This is a genomic window from Streptomyces sp. NBC_00316 (genome assembly GCF_036158715.1).
GTDB lineage: Bacteria > Actinomycetota > Actinomycetes > Streptomycetales > Streptomycetaceae > Streptomyces.
The window spans coordinates 938695-958157 of sequence record NZ_CP108023.1 but is presented as its reverse complement, the minus strand read 5'-3'; the positions used below and the strand labels follow the sequence as shown (position 1 = coordinate 958157).

General features: G+C 69.4%; 21 protein-coding genes and 1 pseudogene. 10 read left to right on the top strand and 12 right to left on the bottom strand.

Annotated elements, in window-relative coordinates; translation table 11 throughout:
- Positions 1 to 72: 72 nt before the first annotated feature.
- Positions 73 to 747: a GNAT family N-acetyltransferase gene (locus OG878_RS04405; RefSeq protein WP_328885517.1), complete on the bottom strand. Its 675-nt coding sequence runs from the start codon at positions 745 to 747 to the stop codon at positions 73 to 75.
- A gap of 315 nt (positions 748 to 1062) precedes the next feature.
- Entirely contained in the window at positions 1063 to 1419 is a 357-nt protein-coding gene (locus OG878_RS04400; protein WP_328885516.1) for a tetratricopeptide repeat protein, read from the bottom strand.
- Between the two features lie 164 nt (positions 1420 to 1583).
- Here OG878_RS04400 and OG878_RS04395 point away from each other — a divergent pair, with 164 nt between their 5' ends.
- On the top strand, positions 1584 to 2549 hold the full coding sequence (locus tag OG878_RS04395; RefSeq protein WP_328885515.1) for a pirin family protein: 966 nt from the start codon (positions 1584 to 1586) through the stop codon (positions 2547 to 2549).
- Here the strand turns inward: OG878_RS04395 and OG878_RS04390 are convergent.
- The 3 genes from OG878_RS04390 to OG878_RS04380 all read right to left on the bottom strand — a co-directional run bounded on the left by OG878_RS04390 (position 2477) and on the right by OG878_RS04380 (position 3941).
- Positions 2477 to 2914, bottom strand: a complete 438-nt coding sequence (locus OG878_RS04390; RefSeq protein WP_328885514.1) for a ribose-5-phosphate isomerase A — start codon at positions 2912 to 2914, stop codon at positions 2477 to 2479. The two genes, OG878_RS04395 and OG878_RS04390, sit on opposite strands and share 73 nt — an antisense overlap.
- Positions 2914 to 3066 (bottom strand): hypothetical protein, encoded by a 153-nt coding sequence (locus OG878_RS04385; RefSeq protein ID WP_328885513.1) that lies wholly within the window; start codon positions 3064 to 3066, stop codon positions 2914 to 2916. Before OG878_RS04385 ends, OG878_RS04390 begins: the two co-directional genes overlap by 1 nt.
- Before the next feature lie 71 nt (positions 3067 to 3137).
- On the bottom strand, positions 3138 to 3941 hold the full coding sequence (locus OG878_RS04380; protein ID WP_328885512.1) for a Cof-type HAD-IIB family hydrolase: 804 nt from the start codon (positions 3939 to 3941) through the stop codon (positions 3138 to 3140).
- A gap of 637 nt (positions 3942 to 4578) precedes the next feature.
- Here OG878_RS04380 and OG878_RS04375 point away from each other — a divergent pair.
- The 7 genes from OG878_RS04375 to OG878_RS04345 all read left to right on the top strand — a co-directional run bounded on the left by OG878_RS04375 (position 4579) and on the right by OG878_RS04345 (position 11434).
- Positions 4579 to 4776 carry a hypothetical protein gene (locus tag OG878_RS04375; RefSeq protein WP_328885511.1) on the top strand — a complete coding sequence of 66 codons (198 nt, stop codon included), beginning with the start codon at positions 4579 to 4581 and terminating at the stop codon, positions 4774 to 4776.
- Between the two features lie 39 nt (positions 4777 to 4815).
- Positions 4816 to 5847, top strand: a complete 1032-nt coding sequence (gnd, locus tag OG878_RS04370; protein ID WP_443049056.1) for a phosphogluconate dehydrogenase (NAD(+)-dependent, decarboxylating) — start codon at positions 4816 to 4818, stop codon at positions 5845 to 5847.
- Positions 5848 to 5852: 5 nt separating this feature from the next.
- Entirely contained in the window at positions 5853 to 6548 is a 696-nt protein-coding gene (gene pgl / locus OG878_RS04365) for a 6-phosphogluconolactonase (protein WP_328885510.1), read from the top strand.
- Between the two features lie 48 nt (positions 6549 to 6596).
- A complete protein-coding gene (gene zwf / locus OG878_RS04360) occupies positions 6597 to 8006 on the top strand; it encodes a glucose-6-phosphate dehydrogenase (protein WP_328885509.1) in 1410 nt (469 codons plus the stop codon).
- Positions 8007 to 8852: 846 nt separating this feature from the next.
- Entirely contained in the window at positions 8853 to 9536 is a 684-nt protein-coding gene (locus OG878_RS04355) for a DUF4230 domain-containing protein (protein ID WP_328885508.1), read from the top strand.
- A gap of 322 nt (positions 9537 to 9858) precedes the next feature.
- On the top strand, positions 9859 to 10434 hold the full coding sequence (locus OG878_RS04350; protein WP_328885507.1) for a VanZ family protein: 576 nt from the start codon (positions 9859 to 9861) through the stop codon (positions 10432 to 10434).
- A gap of 151 nt (positions 10435 to 10585) precedes the next feature.
- Positions 10586 to 11434 (top strand): RNA polymerase sigma factor SigF, encoded by an 849-nt coding sequence (locus tag OG878_RS04345; protein ID WP_328885506.1) that lies wholly within the window; start codon positions 10586 to 10588, stop codon positions 11432 to 11434.
- Between the two features lie 604 nt (positions 11435 to 12038).
- On the opposite strand, the gene OG878_RS04340 is transcribed toward OG878_RS04345, so the two are convergent.
- The 3 genes from OG878_RS04340 to ribA all read right to left on the bottom strand — a co-directional run bounded on the left by OG878_RS04340 (position 12039) and on the right by ribA (position 14139).
- Positions 12039 to 12296, bottom strand: a complete 258-nt coding sequence (locus OG878_RS04340) for a WhiB family transcriptional regulator (RefSeq protein ID WP_328891126.1) — start codon at positions 12294 to 12296, stop codon at positions 12039 to 12041.
- 56 nt (positions 12297 to 12352) lie between these two features.
- Positions 12353 to 12808, bottom strand: a complete 456-nt coding sequence (locus OG878_RS04335) for an SsgA family sporulation/cell division regulator (protein ID WP_328885505.1) — start codon at positions 12806 to 12808, stop codon at positions 12353 to 12355.
- A gap of 674 nt (positions 12809 to 13482) precedes the next feature.
- Positions 13483 to 14139, bottom strand: coding sequence for a GTP cyclohydrolase II (gene ribA, locus OG878_RS04330; protein ID WP_328885504.1), 657 nt, complete (start codon positions 14137 to 14139; stop codon positions 13483 to 13485).
- 214 nt (positions 14140 to 14353) lie between these two features.
- Between ribA and OG878_RS04325 the strand changes: the two genes are divergently transcribed.
- The gene (locus tag OG878_RS04325) at positions 14354 to 15184 is read left to right on the top strand and encodes a creatininase family protein (protein ID WP_328885503.1); all 831 of its coding nucleotides are present in this window, start codon (positions 14354 to 14356) and stop codon (positions 15182 to 15184) included.
- 29 nt (positions 15185 to 15213) lie between these two features.
- Positions 15214 to 16086 (top strand): RibD family protein, encoded by an 873-nt coding sequence (locus OG878_RS04320; protein ID WP_328885502.1) that lies wholly within the window; start codon positions 15214 to 15216, stop codon positions 16084 to 16086.
- Here OG878_RS04320 and OG878_RS04315 read toward each other — a convergent pair.
- From OG878_RS04315 to OG878_RS04300, 4 genes and pseudogenes are all read right to left on the bottom strand, one after another.
- A pseudogene (locus tag OG878_RS04315) lies at positions 16018 to 16962 on the bottom strand (lysylphosphatidylglycerol synthase transmembrane domain-containing protein); the annotation flags it as partial. The gene OG878_RS04320 and the pseudogene OG878_RS04315 overlap by 69 nt on opposite strands.
- Positions 16962 to 17945 carry a methyltransferase domain-containing protein gene (locus tag OG878_RS04310; RefSeq protein WP_328891125.1) on the bottom strand — a complete coding sequence of 328 codons (984 nt, stop codon included), beginning with the start codon at positions 17943 to 17945 and terminating at the stop codon, positions 16962 to 16964. The gene OG878_RS04310 and the pseudogene OG878_RS04315, both read right to left, overlap by 1 nt.
- Positions 17927 to 19084, bottom strand: a complete 1158-nt coding sequence (locus tag OG878_RS04305) for a glycosyltransferase family 4 protein (protein WP_328885501.1) — start codon at positions 19082 to 19084, stop codon at positions 17927 to 17929. Before OG878_RS04305 ends, OG878_RS04310 begins: the two co-directional genes overlap by 19 nt.
- Positions 19057 to 19455, bottom strand: a complete 399-nt coding sequence (locus tag OG878_RS04300; RefSeq protein ID WP_328885500.1) for a 6-pyruvoyl trahydropterin synthase family protein — start codon at positions 19453 to 19455, stop codon at positions 19057 to 19059. The genes OG878_RS04305 and OG878_RS04300 overlap by 28 nt, the downstream gene beginning before the upstream one ends.
- Positions 19456 to 19463 lie beyond the last annotated feature (8 nt).

Here is a 19463-nt window from a genome sequence, read left to right as displayed (position 1 = left end):
ACCCGCGGGAACACCGTCACGACTGAGCCCGCCGGGAACCTCCCGGCGGGCTCGGCCGCGGTCGGACCCCGGTCACGGGCGCGGGAAGCGACGGCGGGGGAAGGCCGTGCGCCCAGGCGCGTCGGCGCACGACGGATGCCGGGCGGCGGGGACCTGCGGAGAGGGTCCGGGCTCGACAGCCGTATCGGCACCGGCCACGTCCGAGCGTCCGCCCGGGCAGTCGCCCGATCCGTCGGCGTATGCGTCCGCCCGTCCGGCCGGCCAGTCGATCCTGTAATGCCTCAGTCGGTCGTCCTCCCCGACGAAGCGCATGCCCGCGGCCGCCATGACGTACTGGGACGCGGTGTTGCCGAGGTCGGCGTCGCCCTTCACGGACGCGACTCCCTCGCCGCGGGCGAACGTCAGTAGCGCCCGGAGCGCCTCGGAGGCATACCCCTTGCCGCGCATCGCCGGGGTCAGGCCATAGCCGATCGTGACCTGACCCCGCTCGTCCGGGACACCGTGGAACCCCGCTCCGCCGATGGCCTGTCCGTCCTCGCGGAGGCGGATCTCGTAGGCGCCGAACGGCTGGGGATTGCCGGTGGCCGCACAGTGCTCCAGGAAGTGCCCGGCGCCCGCCCTGTCGCCGTCGTTGGGGTAGTCCGGAGCCCACCGGGCGCCCGGCCAGGGGCGGCCTTCCACTATGTGCTGCGCCTCGGCGGGGGTCAGCGGGTGGAGTACGAGCCGCGGTGTCACGAGAGCGTCCATGACCGGTCGGACTATCACGGCGGAGAACCTCGGCGCATCAGAATTTCCGGCCGCTCGAAAGCCGGGTGGCGAGAGGCGCCCGCGGGCTCCGCCCGCACCCGGCCGCCGTCGGAGCCCTCGCCGCCCGCCACGGGCACGACCGGGGCAGGGCTCCACTGTCACGGCCCCCACCTGGGGACACGTCGTTTCCCGGGTGATCCCGTGTCGCCGGGACCACCCCGGAATCCACGCCGATCCGAGGCGCCGTGCTGCTCACGCGCGGCGCACGAAGCGAGCGGAGACGCGCGCTTCAGGCCGTCCCGCAGCCGTACCGCGTCACGAACCCCCGTCGTCCCCGAGGTCCCCGGACATCGCCGCAGCCATCCGCAGATGCGGCGCGGCCTCCTCCTGCCGTCCCTGCCGCTCCAGCGTGCGCCCCAGCATCAGCCGCGCGTAGTGCTCGACGGGGTCGCGCTCCAGCACGGCCCGCAGTTCGGTCTCGGCCTTGCCGAGACGGGCCGAGTGGTAGTAGGCGCGCGCCAGCAGCAGCCGCGGCGCGACCTGCTCCGGAACCTCCTCGACCAGCCCGCCCAGGATTCGGGCCGCGGTCAGATACTCCTTGGCCTCGAAGAACATCTGGGCACGGTCCCAGCGGTCGGCTGCGGTACCGAACTCGTAGTAGGTGTCGTTCACTCGTCCTCCTCGGTCGCGGCGTTCCCGATGTGCCCGGTCGGGCGTCCGCCGGCTCGCCGGGCCGCCGTCCAGTTGCGCCAACACGGAACTATAGTTGAATATTCCACTAAAATTTCGGCGTGGGTGTCGACCACCCGCGCCCGCACGGGAATAGGTTGAGCGTCATGAGCAATCTCGATCGCCAGGCCGCACTCTCCGTCTGCGGTGGGCGGGGTTTCGTCGTCGCCGAGCCGGTGCGTGAACTTCTCACTCCGCGCCATGTCCAGCTCGGCGAGTCCACCGAGGTCCGCCGGCTGCTCCCCAACCTGGGCCGCCGCATGGTGGGTGCCTGGGCCTTCGTCGATCATTACGGTCCCGACGACATCGCAGACGAACCCGGGATGCAGGTCCCGCCCCACCCCCATATGGGCCTGCAGACGGTCAGCTGGCTCCACGAGGGCGAGGTACTGCACCGTGACAGCCTGGGCAGTCTGCAGACGGTCCGCCCGCGCGAGCTGGGGCTCATGACCTCCGGCCGGGCCATCAGCCACTCCGAGGAGAGCCCGAAGCCGCACGCCCGACTTCTGCACGGCGCCCAGCTGTGGGTGGCCCTGCCCGACGCCCACCGTCAGGTCGAGCCGCACTTCCAGCACCATACCGACCTGCCGACCGTCACCGCCCCCGGCCTCACCGCCACCGTGATCCTCGGCGAACTCGACGGTGCCACGTCACCCGGGACGGCCTACACGCCGATCGTCGGTGCCGACATCGCTCTGAGCGGCGGTGCCGAGGCACGACTGCCGCTCGACCCCGACTTCGAGTACGCCGTGCTGTCGATGTCCGGCGAGGCAGAGGTCGACGGCGTGCCCCTGCTGCCCGGATCGATGCTCTACCTCGGCTGCGGCCGCTCCGAGCTCCCGCTGCGCGCTGTTACCGATGCGGGCCTCATGCTCCTGGGCGGCGAGCCCTTCGAGGAGGAGATCGTCATGTGGTGGAACTTCATCGGGCGGTCCCATGAGGAGATCGAGGAGGCCCGGAGGGGCTGGATGGAGAGTTCCCGCTTCGGCGAGGTGAAGGGTTACGACGGCGGCCGGCTGGCCGCCCCCGAACTGCCGCCGGTGGCGCTGAAGCCGCGCGGACGGGTGCGCTGAGCGGGGCGTATGCGGTGTCGGTGAGCTGCGACGGGCGCGGCCTTCTTCGTACCGGGCGACCGTTGTCCCGGATGGATGACCGAGCCTGGTTGTGCGGTGTCGCGCAGGGAGGCCGGGTGAAGCCGGCGCATGGTCGCGGCCGGCCCGGACTCAGGCAGTTCGAGCGGGACCGGCGGGTGCAGCGCTGTCAATCGTTTGCTGGAGTCGGCGATCACGACGCAGCGATCGGCGGCCGCCGCGACAATCTTCTTCCTGGTGTGCGCGGCACCGCCGCCCTTGACGAGCCGGCCGTCCGGCGCTGTCCGGTCCGCACCATCAATCGTGATGTCGATGCTGCCGAACGGTTCGACCCGCAGATCGAGCATCAGGGCCGCCTCCTCGGTCCGCGGCGACGTCGCGACACACCGTAGTGACGGCCCGCGGCGGGCCGGGCGGTGCCGAGGCCGACGGTCATGCCGTCCTCTATGAGCTCGGCCGCGGCCTCGGCGGCAAGTTGCTTCTCATGCTCGACGCTCATGGGTGTCCTCCCCCTTGATCGGGCCGGGTCTCAGGCTCAGGGCAGCAGACCCGGGCACGCGGTGGAGCGGGTCAGAGGATGAACTGCTCGACCGCGTGCGCGAAACCCTCCTCCTCGTTGCTCGTCGTAACCCGCCTCGCAGCGCGCTGGACCTCGTGACTGGCGTTGCCCATCGCGATGGACAGTCCCGAGTGGGCGAACATCAGCACGTCGTTGGGCATGTCGCCGATCGTGGCGATCTGTTCGGGGGAAATCCGGAGCTTGGCGGACCAGTATGCGACGACACCGCCCTTGTTGGCCTGCGGATGGGTCACATCGAGGTAGTAGGGCTGCGAGCGGGCGGCCGAGACATGCTCGCCGAACTGGGCGCGAGCTGCGACCGCGGCCGCCTCTACGACCTGGGGGTCATCGCTGACCCCGACGATCTTGGCGGCGCCCTTCTCCAGCCCGTCGAAACTGGGAACGAGCGTGGGCGAGAACTGCACCGTCCAGCTCTCGCGATCCACGTGCGGCCCCTTGAGATCGCGGACGTACCAGTCGGCGCCCCGGTAGATCCAGACGCTGAGGCCGAACGACTCCATGAGCGCGACGGCCGGGGCCACCACCTCCGTGGGAATGACGTGCTGTTCGACAACGGTCATGTCCGGGTTGACGATGAGACCACCGTTGAAGGCGGCGAGTTCAGTGGCCAGCGCCAGGGGCTCGATGATCATGGACATGCCGCGGGGCGGTCTCCCGCTGGTCACCGCGAAGACGACGCCGGCGTCGTGGAGCTTGTGGACCGCCTGGACGGCGCGGTCGGTGAGGACTTTGTCGCTCGTGACCAAAGTGCCGTCGACGTCGGCAAGAAGCAGGCGGATCGGTCGGGTCGGCATCACGCCTCCGTAGGCTCTGGTCGCGGCCGGTCCGGGTGGGGAGAGGCAACGGCTCATGGATGCGAGGGACCTGTGGGGGCGGGTTCCCGGTCGGCTTGATGTCCGAAAGTTGCTGGAGGGCACCGTCGGCCGGCATCAGGCTCAGTCGCGTTCCTCTCGAACGGAGGGGAAGGCTCATGCCCTTGCGGGCACGTAATGTCTGCACATACCCCTTACGTCCGGCATCTAACCCTACAAGTGGCGTGATCGCGTGCATGAGTGACATATGTGAATATTAAGAATTATGTGACGAAGCTCTCGTGGGGCCTAACGTCCAAAATTCACACAACACATTTCGCGCGAGCCCCTGAGGGGAGCGGGTAGTGACGCAGGCAATTCTCGACAGGACGGCCCACGTGCCGGGGGCGACTCCGGTGGGACCGGTATCGAGGGAGCGCCTGTCGACCTTGGGCTCGACAGCCTTATCGGTAGCCGGGTCCGGATCCCGACCCGCGTCCGGCGACCCCGGGAGCAGTCGCGGACGTGGTCGAGAAGGTGCTCTCCCGGATCGGCGTCCCAGGACCGGTCGGGCTAACGCTCCTGGCCGTCATCCGGGTCGGCAAGGTCCGGACGATGTGCAATACGGACCCGTCCTGACGTGCTCACCCCGTTCCGGCTCGGCACGCTGGTCGCGCTCCACGGGCACAGCGTGTTCACCCGGGGGACGATCTGGGGGATCGACTCCTTCGACCGGTGGGGCGTCGAGCTCGGCAGGTGCTTGCTGTCGCGATCATCCCGGAGCTCGGGAGCGCGACCGAGCGTGAGCTCGGCCACGACTCGTCGACGTACGCGCTGATCCGGCACTACCGCACGCTCAAGGACCAGGAGGCGCCACATGGCGACAGACAAGCCCATGCAGCTCGGGATGATCGGGCTCGGCCGGATGGGGGCGAACCTCGTGCGTCGGCTGATGCGAGACGGCCACCGTTGCGTCGTGTCCGACGTCAACGCGGCCGCCGTCGCCGAACTGGCCGGCGAGGGCGCGACGGGCGCAGGCTCGCTCCGGGACTTCGTCGCGAAACTGGACAAGCCACGGGCCCTATGGCTCATGCTTCCGGCTGCGATCGTCGACTCCGTCCTCGACCAGCTCGAGCCGTTGCTGGAGCCCGGGGACATCCTGATCGACGGCGGCAATTCCTACTACCGCGACGACATCACGCGCGCCAAGCGTCTTGCCGACAAGTCGCTGCACTATGTTGACTGCGGGACCAGCGGTGGGGTCTGGGGGTTGGAACGCGGCTACTGCCTGATGATCGGCGGCGAGGATGAGGTCGTGGCCCATCTCGACCCGGTCTTCAAGTCGATCGCTCCCGGCGAGGGCAGCGCCGAGCCGACGCCGAGGCGGACCCGGACCGACGGCACCGCCCCGCTCGGGTACTTGCACTGCGGTCCGAACGGCGCCGGGCACTTCGTGAAGATGGTCCACAACGGGGTCGAGTACGGGATGATGGCCGCTATCGCCGAGGGTCTCAGCATCATCAAGCGCGCGAACGCCGGCAAAAGCCGGCAAGAGGTCGATGCGGAAACGACGCCGCTGCGCGATCCATGGGCCTACCAGTACGACATCGACGTCGGCGAGGTGGCCGAGGTCTGGCGGCGCGGCTCGGTCGTCGGCTCGTGGCTGGTCGACCTGATCGCCGACGCCTTCGCCGGCTCACCCTCCCTCGACGGCTTCACCGGGCGGGTCTCCGACTCCGGGGAAGGCCGCTGGACCGTCCTCGCCGCGGTGGACGAAGGCGTCCCGGCACCGGTTATCACCACCTCGCTCTACGAGCGCTTCGAGTCCAGGGAGGCCGGGGAGTTCACCGACAAGATTCTCTCGGCGATGCGCTCGGAGTTCGGCGGGCACGCCGAAAAGAGGGGCTGAGGGCTGTGCATCACGAACTCGAAGTCGTCGCCGACCCCGATGCGGTCGCCGGCACCGCGGCGGCGTTCGTGGCGCGGCTGGCCCGGGCCTGCGTGCAAGCCCACGGCCGATTCACGTTCGCCGTCAGCGGGGGGCACACGCCATGGGCGATGTTCGCGCGGCTCTCACATGAGCACGTCCCCTGGGAGCACATGGTGGTGTTCCAGGTCGACGAGCGGGTCGCGCCCGACGGCGACCCGGACCGCAACCTCACCCATCTGCGGGAGAGCCTCGGTGCGGCCCCGGCCGAGGTCATCGCGATGCCCGTGAACGACGCCGACCTCGACGCGGCGGCCTCCGGCTACGCGCGGTCGTTGCCCGAGCGTTTCGACCTCGTTCACCTGGGCCTCGGCCCGGACGGGCACACCGCTTCGCTGGTGCCACGGGACCCGGTGCTCGAAGTCTCGGATCGGCTGGTGGCCCTGACGGCGCCCTACATGGGCCACCGGCGCATGACACTCACCTATCCTGCGCTCGCTCGCGCCCAGCAAGTGCTCTGGCTCATCACCGGAGCGGACAAGCGTGAACCGCTCTCGAGGCTCGTTGCGGGAGACCGGTCGATTCCCGCCGGCCGGGTCGAGGCGGCGGCGTCGCACGTCCTCGCGGACACGTCGGCGGCCGACCGGGGCCCTGCTCGCGCCGACGCCCGGCCGCCAGCATGACCATGACGCCCGACTCTGTCGCCGTGCCGGCTCCGTAAGGGAGATCAGATGGCTTCGAACTCGTCGAACGTTCCCGCAGACGTGCTGGTCATTTTCGGGATCAGCGGCGACCTCGCGCGCAAGATGACGTTTCGCTCGCTCTATCGGCTTGAGCGGCGCAAGCTGCTGACCTGCCCGATCGTCGGAGTGGCGCGCGACGGCTGGTCCGACGACGCGCTGCGTGAGCACGCCCGCGCGGCGATCGAGGCAGCGGGCGAGCCGCTCGACGACAGCGTCTTTGCCCGGTTCGCCGCCCGACTCAGTTATGTACAGGGCGATTACGCCGACCCGGAGACGTTCCAACGCCTCGCCCGGGCGGTCAACGGCAGACGGCGCCCCGTCTTCTACCTGGAGATCCCACCGTCACTGTTTGCCCGGGTGGTCGCGGGCCTGGCAGGCGCCGGGCTGACCAAGGGCGCCCGGGTTGTCGTGGAGAAACCGTTCGGGCATGACCTCACGTCGGCGCGCGCCCTCAACACCGAGCTGCGTCAGCTGCTCGACGAGGATCAGCTGCTGAGGATCGACCACTTCCTCGGCAAAGAGCCGGCGATGGACATTCTGTTCCTGAGGTTCGCCAACTCCGTGTTCGAGCCGGTGTGGAACCGCGACCACGTCTCCTGTGTGCAGATCACCATGGCCGAGGACTTCGGGGTCGAGGACCGCGGCCACTTCTACGACCCGGTCGGCGCGCTTCGCGACGTCGTGCAGAACCATCTGCTGCAGTTGCTCGCCCTGGTGGCGTCCGAGCCGCCATCAGCAGCCGATGCGGATGCGCTCCGGGACCGCCGGGTTGATGTGTTCCGGGCGATCCCCGACGCCGACCCGGCCCACTACGTCCGCGGTCAGTACGAGGGGTACCTGCAGGTCCCCGGCGTGCGGCCGCGCTCGCGCACCGAGACCTTCGTCGGGTTGCGGCTGGAGGTCGAGAACTGGCGCTGGTCCGGGGTGCCGTTCTTCATCCGCGCCGGCAAGTCGCTCCCCGAGCGAGTGACCGAGATCCGGATCGTGTTCAAGCGCCCGCCGCGGCTTGCGTTCGCGGAGCGGCTCGCGCCCGAGCCCGACCAGTGGATCCTGCGCATCGATCCGAGTCCTGGCATGAACTTCCGCATCCAGGCCAAGCAGCCGGGCAAGCAGGACACGCAGCTGGTGGACCTTGACCTCCTCTTCGCGGCCGAGCTGGGTGAGGCACCCGAACCGTACGAGCGCCTGCTCAGTGATGCGATGCAAGGCAACGCGAGCTTGTTCACCCGAGAGGACTCGGTGGAGGAGACGTGGCGAATCGTCCAGCCCCTGCTGGAGGCGCCCGGCGACCCCGAGCGCTACCGGCAGGGGACCTGGGGACCGGAAGGGGCGAGCAAGCTCGTCGCCGGATTCCCGCGATGGCACGAACCATGGCTGCCGGCGAGGTCCCCCGACTGACACAGCCGCGCCCCGAACCTGGTGAACGCAAGATGATCAGCCCACCTGCGTGAGGAACGGGTCCAGTTCAACGGATGGTGGCGGCCGTCAACTCAGAAACCTGAGGAGGTAGTCGTGGAGCTTGGCCGTCCGCGCAACCTTTACCTGTTGGCCTTCGACCACCGTGGGTCTTCCAGAAGGAGCTCATCGGCGTCCGGGAACGGCCTACCGACCCTGAGGTCGCGGAGATCATCAATGCAAAGACAGTGATCTTCGAGGGTTTCCTCCTGGCGCTCGCGGAGGGAGTTCCGTCCGGCGAAGCATCCATCCGTCGTCGGTTGAGCCGACGAAGACGTCGTGGTGGTCGGTGAGAGCTATCGTGCTCCGGATGGTCGGTGGGCGGTGAAGTGCGATACGAGGTGGTGCCGTTGGGCAGGGCGCCTATCCCGTCGGCGGGCAGGATCCGCTCCTGCCGCATGCTGACGGAGGTCACGTGCCCGATTCTCTATGTGCGGGTGACCCCGGTGCTGGTTCGCCGGGACCCGGTGCACCACGTTCGTCGCGATCAAATCGGAGGGTGCGGCTGATCGACTGGGGTGGCAACTCAGCATGTCTCGGCGGCCGTCCCCTGCCGTTTTCGTCGCCCTCGTGGGCAGTCCTGACGCAGATGTCCGCGCAGTCGTCCCGGCCCCACGACCGGTAGCGGCGGACGAACGGTTCTGTCTTCATCTGCGTCGCGATCCCAGCGGGCGAGCGCTTCCGCACGGGAGTTCGCCGCGCCGGGAGCCACCCGCCCCGGGGATGCCAACCGACGCCTGAACGAGCCCGGTTGGGAGTGACGACCCGCTCGGGGGGCACCAGCAACACATGCGAGAAGACGCAGAAGGCAAGCCTCCGCGCATAACTCCGAGACGCGAACGGGCCCCGCACAGGTGGCCTGCCGTCGCCGTCGCGCTCGTCGGGCTGTCCCTGGTCCTTTTCCTCCTGGGCCGGTTCGTCCACGTGCCCGGCCTGGACGACGTTTTCGGCGTCGACACTAAGGACCGCTCCGGCCCGGCGGTGCTGAAGTCGATTCAGGACATGCACCGGTACGAGGGCGCCGCCGGCAACTACCAGGTCGTGGTCGACCTGGAGAAGGACGCCCGACTGCTGCCCGACTCGATCCGCGGGACCCGCACGCTCTACGTCGCGAGCGGCAGCGTGGCCGCGTACGTCGACTTCGGCAGCGTCGGCCAGGACAGTGTGACCGTCGACGAGAAGCGCACCACGGCCGCTCTCCGCCTGCCGCACGCACAGCTTGCCGAGCCGGCCGTGGACCCCAAACGTTCCTACACCGTCTCGAAGCAGCGCGGCCTGCTCGACCGCCTGGGCGACCTGTTCTCCGACAACCCGGCCGACGAACGCGCCGTCCATATCCTCGCCGCCGACCGTATCGGCGACGCCGCCAAGGAGAGCGACCTGACGCAGCGAGCCGAGAAGAACACCGCGTCGATGCTCCAGGGCCTGCTCCGCGCTCTCGGCTTTGAACACGTCACCGTCACGTATGTCTGACCCCCGGCCGTCCCCGGTGGGAGTCCGACCGGGTCCCGTCCGCGTGCTGTCCCCGCCGTGGAAGCGAGGCCGGCACGCGGTGCGGTCCGGCGGTGCTGCCGGCGAGTCGGAGCCAGGCGGTGATGCAGTCGCCGGTAGCGGTCACGGGGGTCATGCCCGGCCCGCAGTGCACGGGAACGGTGCGCGACGTGTCGAAACGCGGGCCGCACCGCCGGCCGTCGGCACACGGTCCCCGTCAGGGGGACTGTGCGCACAACGGGTGTCAGGACCTCCATCGGGGGTACTCGCAACCTTCCTGAAACACTGCGGAGTTGGGAGGGCCATGACGTCCCGTATCGGATGGCACCGCGTCACGACCGGGCGGCCGAAGAAGGAGAAGGAGAAGGAGAAGGAGAAGGAGAAGGAGCACGCTGCCACAGCGGTGGCCGGCCCCTGGCTCCGCGTCTGCGTCACGGTGCTGGCCCTTGCGGCGATGGTGGCCTTCGGCGTCGTCCTCGCCCGGCTGACCCTCCAGCCGTCGCCGGCCTCGGCGATGCTCACCCACGCCAACCTCCGGCCGGGGAACTCGATCCGCGCCTATCTCGGGCAGCCCGCCTTCCGGGACACCGTCAAGCAGCTCGGCGGCAACGTCCTCCTCGGCGTGCCGTTCGGGCTGCTGCTGCCGGTCGTGTCTCCCCGTACCCGTGGTTTCGTACGGATCGCCCTGCTGACGGTGGCGACGATGCTCCTGGTCGAACTGATCCAGGGGGCCCTGATCATGGGGCGCGCCTTCGATATCGACGACGTGCTGCTCAACACTGCGGGCGCGCTCCTCGGCTATGTCCTGATGGGCCGCCGGCTGGGCAGGGCGGTGCATCCACGGCGCCGGCGCCGATGGTGGTCGCAGCGCCGCAGCTGACCACGGGACGGGCGCGGCATGCTGCACTCTCTTCGCGACGCAGGAAGGGCGATGGTTCCTGACATGTCCTGCGGAAGCGGGGGTAGGCGATGTCCTCACGGGGGCAAGGGCTGCCGACGGATGAGAGAAGGTCATCAGAGTGCCGACTGCGGTGACGACGGAGACGAGGACTGGTGTCGAGACGGGTACGGAGGACCTTCCCGTACTCGAATCTCCCCGCAAGGTCGCTCCGAAGGACGCGCGCGAGCTGTCGAAGGTGTTCTTCGACAAGCTGGCGGTACTGGAGGAGGGGACCCATGAGTACCAGTACGTGCGTAACACGCTGATCGAGATGAACATGTCACTCGTCCGCTTTGCGGCCGGCCGGTTCCGGGGGGCCCGCGGCGACGAGATGGCGGACATCGTCCAGGTCGGGACCATCGGTCTGATCAAGGCCATCGACCGGTTCGACCTCTCCCGGGACGTAGAGTTCACCAGCTTGGCCGTCCCCTACATCGTCGGCGAGATCAAGCGCTTCTTCCGTGACACATCCTGGGCGGTCCACGTACCGCGCCGGTTGCAGGAAGCCCGGGTGGCGCTGGCCAAGGCGACCGACGAGCTGAGTTCCAGACTCGGACGCGCACCGAGCGTGGCGGAGCTGGCGACCCTGATGAACCTCTCCGAGGACGAGGTGATCGAGGCGCGGATCGCCTCCAACGGGTACAACTCCATGTCGCTCGACGCCGCCGTCGGCCCGGTCGGCGAAGACGGCGACGCGGCGCTCGCCGACTTCATAGGGGTGGAGGACCCGGGGCTCGAACTCTTCGAGAACTTCCATACGCTCGCGCCGCTGCTCGACGAACTCGACGACCGCAGCCGCCGGATCCTGCATCTGCGCTTCGTCGAGGAGCTGACGCAGTCGGAGATCGGCAAGGAGCTCGGCATCTCCCAGATGCACGTCTCGCGGCTGCTTGCCCGCAATCTGGAACGCCTGCGCAAGGGCATGCTCGACCAGGCGTAGACACGGCTTGGCGGAACGGCATCACCAACCCCCTTCTGGTGCGGCCGTTCCGTGCTGCGACGAGAAGCGGAGCCAGCGGGAGGCCGGATCGGGGCGAGGAAGGCGAACGCGAACGACATGAGTGGCGAGCCTGACCGCGGTGCGCGAGCGTGACGTGAGGCCCTGCGGCCCGTCGTGCAACTCGGCGCCGCGCAGGACGCCTCGTGGAGGCGCGGGACTTCACCACGTCGTTCCTCGTGCGTTCCACGCCACCCTCGCGTCCCTGGTCGCAGGGGGACGTCGGCGCCGCCTGGCCGGTGGTAGCGAACTCGTCACCGACGTCGTGAAGTACGCCCCGGACCCTGCCACCCTGAACCACCCCTGCCCAAGCGGGTGCTGGAGATATCCGTCCACGACACTCACGCCGTGGTCCCGGTCGCCCGCCCCCGCAGCCCGGACCGGCTGGGGCAGCACGGTAGGGAGATCATGCCGGCGCTCTGCGCCACCGTCGAGACCGAGGTGGCGCCGCCCGACGACATGTGGGGCAGGGCGCGTCGTCCATTCGGCTGACCTGTTCCGTCGCGGTAGCCCGTCACGCCGGGGCCACCGCGCGTAGGGCCAGGGCTCATTTCGCCTTGTTCACCCGGCGGCGCGACCTACGCTTCAGCGACTGCCGCTCGTCCTCGCGCAGGCCACCCCACACACCCGCCACCTGACGGGAGTCGTCCATGGCCCAGCGCAGGCACTCCTTGCGCACGGGGCAGCGCCGGCAGATCTCCTTGGCCTCCTCGGCCTGGATCAGCGCCGGTGCGCCTGTCCCCACCGGGAAGAAGAGGTCGGGGTCGACGTTCTGGCAGGCCGCGCGTGCGCGCCAGCTCTCCATCATCAGTTCCTCCTGTCACAAGAGCGTTCGTCTGTCCGGTGCGCGGGAATCCAGCTCTACCGCCGTGCGAACAGGTGAGATGCCTCGGCCGCCCAGTCGATCCGTGCGGCCTCACTTCCGCCGGGCACGGCGACGTACGTCTCACCCAGCCAGCTCCGCAGGCCCGCGCGGTCGACGTCGACCACGGCGACCGCTCCGGCCGAGTCCAACCGCATGCGGACGCATCCTTCCCGGCCGCCGCAGCGCAGCGGCCACAGCCGGACGTCCCCCTCGCCGCTCAGGACGCGGACCCCGGAGCGCAGCAGTTCCCGGGAGAAGGTCCAGGCGACGCCCCTGCCCAGCGGCGGCCCGAAGATGATGCGTACCGCCCAGGGGTCGTCGGGGTCGTAGTGGAACGTGGCCTCGACGGACAGGCCGACCCCTCCTTCGGCCTGACGGGCGGTGGTGCGCCACGACTCCACGGGGGGTGCCGGGGGCGGCTGGGCGGTCTCGTGCCGGCTCGATTCGGACATCGTCACCAGTTCCGTCGGGGACCTCGCACTGCTGCCTGAGCAGCGCCGTTCCTCCCTCTCGTAACCTCGGACGAGGATTTCACGCACTCTCTCTGTGAGGGCGGAGTGAAAGCCCGCCGGCGGCTGGAGGGCTCGGCATGCCTGCGTGGCCGGGGCACGGGACGGCTCGGTCCGCGCTGCAGCGTCCCCGTGTTCACCACCCGGGTGGTTCTGTCGCGCATGAGGACGCCGGCATGATGGCGGTGCTCGAGATCGTCAAGTAGCGCGCCTGCGCCTCGCAGCACCTGGGCGGAGCGCGACCGTCGACGCCTGCGTCGGAGGGACGAGCTCGTCGCGACGGTGGCCCGCCGCAACGACAGGCACGTAGGGTCTCAGCACGGACGCTGCGACCGGCTCTTCGCCGGGTGCTGTTGCGATCGTCGAGAGCTGGGAAGCGGGGTACCGGCGGCTCACGTGTCGTGAGGTGGTGGGCAGGGTCAGCTGTCCGGGCCCCCGCGCTGCGCGGACCACGTCGCGGTCCTGCTCGACGACCGCCCGGGCGGCGTACCCCGTGGTGACCACGTGACGGTCGCCGTCGGCGTGATGAGGGCCGCCGCCCGACGGTGGCCGGCGACCGACGGCCCGCAGAGGCAGCTGCTGGAGCGGTGGGGTCGGCTCCCGGCTTCGCCCATGCATCAGGCCTGGTCGATGCCGCCATCCAGATGCGGCAGGAGATGGCCAAGGCGTTCTCGCTTGGTCCGTAGGTAGACGAGATTCTCCTCGCGAGGTTCTGTCAGCAGCGGAACCTGTTCGGTGACCTTGATGCCGTGCTGCAGGAGCGCCTCGCGCTTGCGTGGGTTGTTCGACAGCAGTCGCACGGATCGGACACCGAGGTCGTGCAGAATCTCTGCCGCCACCTGGTAGTTGCGGGCGTCGACCGGGAGCCCGAGCGCGATGTTCGCCTCAACCGTGTCGAGTCCCTCCGCCTGGAGCTGCATCGCTCGCAGCTTGGCCAACAGGCCGATTCCCCGGCCCTCGTGACCCCGCAGATAGATGAGTACGCCGCGTCCTTCGTCCACGATGGCGCGTAGTGCCGCGGACAGTTGGTCCCCACACTCGCAATGGTTGGACCCAAAGGTATCTCCGGTCAAGCACTCCGAATGTACCCGGGTGAGCGCGTCGTCTCCCTCGATGTCGCCGTATACCAGCGCTATTTGTTCATCCCTGCGACTGGGGTCCCAGTAGCCGACAGCACGGAAAACGCCGTGCTCGGTCGACAGCTGGACAGTTGTCGCTCGTTCAGCGCCTGTTGAACGCGCGCTGTCGCGGTGTGCGCCATCGCTCTCTATCATGGCCCGATCATATCGGGTAGCCTTGGCCGGTGGGCCGGAAGTCGATGACAGGAAGACAGCTGGTCTGCCACGTCATCGCGTTCGACCGATGAATGCATCGACTTTGCGTAGCCTGCTCTCGTTGGCGCGTACGGAACTTCCCGCCGTGTGCTGTCCTATTCGGACCGTCCGGTGGTCAGGTCCCGTGGCGCGAAGAAGGAATGGGTCGGGAATCATGAGTGAACGGCAACGGCGCACGCAGATATCTGATCTGTTGTCACCGGACACGACGACGGCGGACGCGGGGGCCGGCCGGGCCGGTGTCGCAGTTCTTCCCATCGGCAGCTTCGAGCAACATGGGCCGTATCTGCCCCTGATGACCGATACGGTCGTGGCCTGTGCCATCGCCCGGGAGATCGCGGCCTCCCATGTGGTGCACAGGCTGCCTCCGGTGACGATCTCCTGTTCGCACGAACACGCTGCTTGGCCGGGAACGGTCAGCATTTCTGCGACCACCTTGTGCGCCGTTGTCCGGGACATCGCTGAATCGCTCCGTCGATCCGGTATCAATAATCTGGTTCTGATCAACGGGCACGGTGGAAACTATGCGCTGCGCAACGCAGTTCAGGAGTCGGCGGGGACGGGGACCCGCATGGCTCTTTTTCCCGGGACGGCCGACTGGGACAGGGCGCGGGACAGGGCCGGCCTGAGCACGTCTTCGTACAGCGATATGCATGCGGGAGAATTGGAAACGTCCATCCTGCTGCATGTGGATCCAGGAATGATCCGCCCCGGTTATGAGACCTCCGATTTCCTCGCCGACGACCGGAAGCATTTGCTCACTCTCGGTATGCGGGCCTATACGGAGTCCGGCGTGATCGGCCGTCCCTCCTTGGCATCCGCCGAAAAGGGCAAGCAGTTGTTGACCGGTCTCGTCGATTCCTTCGCTGAATACCTCTCGCTTCTGGCACCGGATGAGCTCCTGGTTCCGGCGGAGTCCGGGTCCCGGCCGTCCGGCCCCTCAGACAGCCGGCCGTCGGCCATCGTCCGGCGGGCAACGCGGTGACCGGTCGCTCCGCAGAACAGCGCGACGGCATGCTTGATGCGGCGGAAGCCTGGGAGCGGCTGCGCGGCATCCGGTCCGAGGCGGACGCCGAGGCCGCCGGACTGATCCGGGGAACTGACGGCCGACGCCGGTGGGGGTGCGCCTCGCCCGAGGCGGACACCCTCGCCGACCGCTATCTGCCGCTCTGTCTGGGCGGTCCGCGCTTCGCCATCGCGCAGCTGGGACAGAGTCTGGACGGATTCATCGCGAGCCGTACCGGAGACGCCGACTTCGTCACGGGCGCGGAGGACCGTGAGCATCTGCACCGTCTGCGTGCCCTCTGCGACGCTGTGGTCATCGGTGCCGGCACCGCCGTCGCGGACGATCCCCGACTGACGGTCCGTGCGTGCACGGGTAGCAACCCGGTTCGCGTCGTCCTCGATCCGCACCGGCGGGTGTCGCTCGGCCATCGAGTGTTCAGTGACGGGGCAGCCCCCACCCTGTGGGTGGTGGGCGCGGACGAGGAGCGGGGGCAGGCCGTTCCGGCCATGGAGGGCATCGACATATTGGCCCTGCCCGACGCCGCTGCGTTCGCCCCTCGACGTCTGCTGCGGGAACTCGCGCGCCGTGGGCTGGGCCGCGTGCTTGTCGAGGGTGGCGGAATCACCGTGTCGCGCTTTCTCCATGCGCAGGCGCTGCACCGCCTCTACCTCACCGTGGCACCGGTCCTGCTCGGTGACGGCGTCCCGGGGCTCGGCTTCCCCGGCCCGGAGCTGATGCGCGATGCGCTGCGTCCGCCGACCCGGCGCGCCGCTCTCGGCGAGGACACTCTCTTCGAGCTCGATCTGCGGACGACGCATCCCGGTGAACCAGTGGGTGACGAGTACGCCGGTACCGGGCAGGCTCGCGACGAAGGTGAGTAGTCCGTAGACCACGGCGACGCTCAGTCCCTGCGCGGCACTCATGCCCGCAGCTCCGAAGGCCCATGCCGTGACCCCTTCCCTGGGCCCCCAGCCCCCGACGTTGAGCGGCAGCGCCATGGCGAGAAGTGCTAGCACCATCAGAGGCACCAGTTCGGCTGCCGGCGCCGTCGCCCCTGCGGTCCGGGCGGCCAGAAGGAACATGCCGAGATGCCCTGCCAGCACCGCAAGGGATGAGATCAGCACTCCGGGCCAGCTTCCGCGGGCGAGCAGGCCGAGGCGCGCTTCGGCCAGCGTGGCCCGAACCCCTCGGTGCCATCGAGATGTGCTCTGCTTCCCGCTGAGCCGGACAGCACCCACGATCACCAGACCGGACACCACGAGGAGAGCGGACAGGGCACCGGGCGCAGTGGCGGTCCGATCGGCGAGGTGGCCGATCCTGTACAGCGCCAGGGAGGGCTGCGTGAGCAGCAGCGTCACGCCGACTGCGGCAAGGACGACTTGGCCCGCAACGCGTTCGAGGACGACGGTGCGGACCCCCCGGCCGACGTCACCCGCACTCTGCCCGTGCCGCACTCCACGATGTACGTCGCCGAGGACGCCACCGGGCAGCGCCGCGTTCAGGAACAGAGCGCGGTAATAGTCGGCGACGGCCCGGCCCAGCGGCAGCCGTACGCTCAGCCCCTTCGCCACCAGGCACCAACGCCACGCACTGCACACGGTGGTGAGCATGCCGAGACCGAGAGCGGCCACGAGGGTGGGGACGTCGATCCCTCGCACGCCGTCCAGGACGACGGCGGTGCCCTGCCACCACAGCAGCCCCACCACGATGACCGTTCCGGCGAGCATGCCGAGACGGGCCCGTACGACCCGCGGCATCACGAAGATCCACCCGTCGGCCCGGGCAGGGCCAGTACATCCTTGTGATGCACCACCACCTGCAACTCACCTGCCCAGCACTCCGCCAGGCGGCGCCGCAGATACGCATCGGCACGCTGCGCGAGGTCCGGCCGCTGGTCACGAGCGGCGCCGACCCAGCCCCGGAGCCACTCCGCCGTCAGAGCGGACTCGCAGGAGCCCGGGTCCCGACTTCCGGAACCGTACGGAACGGCCTCTTGCGTCCGGCGCGACCCGTCGCAGGGCAGAGAACGAGGACCGGAACCGAGCCGCCACGGGCTCGCGTGTTCTCGTACGGTCAGGCCATGATGTGCGAAGGCCTCGGAGGCCGCCGCGACGGCGTCGGGCCCGAGGAGCCGGCGGCCCTGGTCCACGCGGCGCTGGTGGGCGTTGAACGCGTGCGCGATCTCGGCGTCCAGCGGGTCTGCCGGGGTGAGGTGGACCCTTCCCACCACGGAGAGCGCCAGCAGTGCCGGGCAGCCGGCCCCGGCGCACGCCGCGGCCAGTCCGTGCAGCTCTTCGCGGGTGAGCAGGTCCAGCAGAGCGGAGGCCGTCACCAGCGAGGTGCCTGAGAGGATGTCCGCGGTCAGCCGCGCGACATCGCCGCGTTCTGTCGTGACGGTGACGTGGCTTCCGTCGGCGGCCGTACGAGGCGTCCGAGCGGCGGCCAGGTCGAGCAGGTCCGGGTCGTGGTCGTGCAGGATCCAGTGCTGAGGACCGTGCAGCCGGGGAGCGAGCCAGCGCCCCATGGAACCGGTGCCGCACCCGAGATCGCGGATCACCCACGTCGAGCGCCCTGGCGCCGGTTCTGCACCACCGGGCCCACCGGCCGCGGCCTCCAGGTGCCGCCGCAGCGGTCCGAGGAGTCCCGATGCGCGGGCGGCCGCATCGGCACCCTCCCGCAATGCCAGCCACTGCGGGGCATAGCGAGTTGCACCGGTCCCGCTCACGCGGCCTCCCGAGATTCCTTGCGGAGTTGTTCCAGCACCGTGGCCAGACTGCGCGAGGTCGTGTCCCAGCCGGTCAGCGCAGCGCGCCGAGCGATGGCGGCCTCCTTCGTACGTCGGCGTTCGACCGGGTCACCGAGCCAGAGGCGCAACGCCGAGGCGAACGCTGCCGGGTCCTGCGGTGGTACCAGGAAGCCGGGCGCGCCCTTGTCGGGTGCGTGTCCGACCGCTTCCGGGAGTCCACCGACCGCCGTCGCCAGTACGGGGACGCCGCGGGCAAGTGCCTCCGTCGCCACCATGCCGTACGTCTCGGCGTGCGAGGCGAGCAGCAGCAGGTCAGCTGCGGCGTAGCTCGCGTTCAGCTCGGTTCCTGTGCGTGGGCCGACAAGGTGTACCCGGTCGCCGAGGCCGTACCGCCCGATCAGTTCCCGGAGCCGGGTGACGTAGCCGGGATCCTGGCCCAGTCCGCCGACGCAGACGCAGGTCCACGGAAGGTCCGCGACGGCCGCGAGGGACTCCACCAGCTGGAGCTGCCCTTTGCGCGGAGTCACGGAGGCCACGCAGAGCAGGCTCGGGGCGTGGCCGATGCCGGTTGCGGTGCCGTTCGCCAGGGGGGCGGTGTCGGCTCCGGGGACGGCGACGTGGACCCGGCCGGGGTCGAGTCCGTGGTGGGCCACGAGCCGTTCGGCCGCCCAGGCACTGGTTGCCACGACTGCCGCCGCGGCCTGCAGCGTCCTGCGCTCTCCGGCGTTCAGGGCTGCTGCCACGGCAGGGGTGAGGCCTGTCTCGTCGCCCAGCGGCAGGTGGACGAGCACCACCAGGCGCAGCCGTTCGGCTTCGGGGACGACGGTGCCGGGGACGGCGCAGGCAACGAGTCCGTCGAGGAGGACGACGGCGCCGTCCGCCGACCCCCTGAGAATCCGGGCCAGTTCAGCACGAGCGGTGGCTCGGGGCTGTGGCCAGGTGCCCGGGACGGCGTACGCGTGGACCTGCCAGCCGAGCCGGGGCAGGTCCCGGCACACTCTGCGGTCGTAGGTGTTGCCCCCGCTCGGCGCGGACGGATCGTCGACGCCACCGGGCATCACCACGACGACCGAGCGCCCGGTCCTCGTGGTGGCAGCCGCGGGGTTCACAGGATCCGCTCGTAGCTCGCCCATGCGATGTGTGATTCGTGCAGGGTCACCGTGATGCCGGTCAGGCCGTGTGCGCCCTCGCCCAGTGCTCCGGAGCGCACCTGGTCGGCCAGGCGGTCGGCGATGACCTTGGCCAGGAATTCCGTCGAGGTGTTGAGGTCCGCGAACTCGGATGCGTCATCGAGGTTGCGGTAGTTGAACTCACCCACCACGCGTCTGAGTTCAGTGGTGGCCAGCCCGATGTCGACGACGATGTTGTCGGCGTCCAGCTCGGGACGGCGAAAGGAGGCGTCCACGACGTACGTCGCTCCGTGCAGACGCTGCGCGGGACCGAACACCTCCCCGCGGAAACTGTGGGCGATCATGAAGTGCTCGCGGACGGTGACACTGAACAACGGCTGTG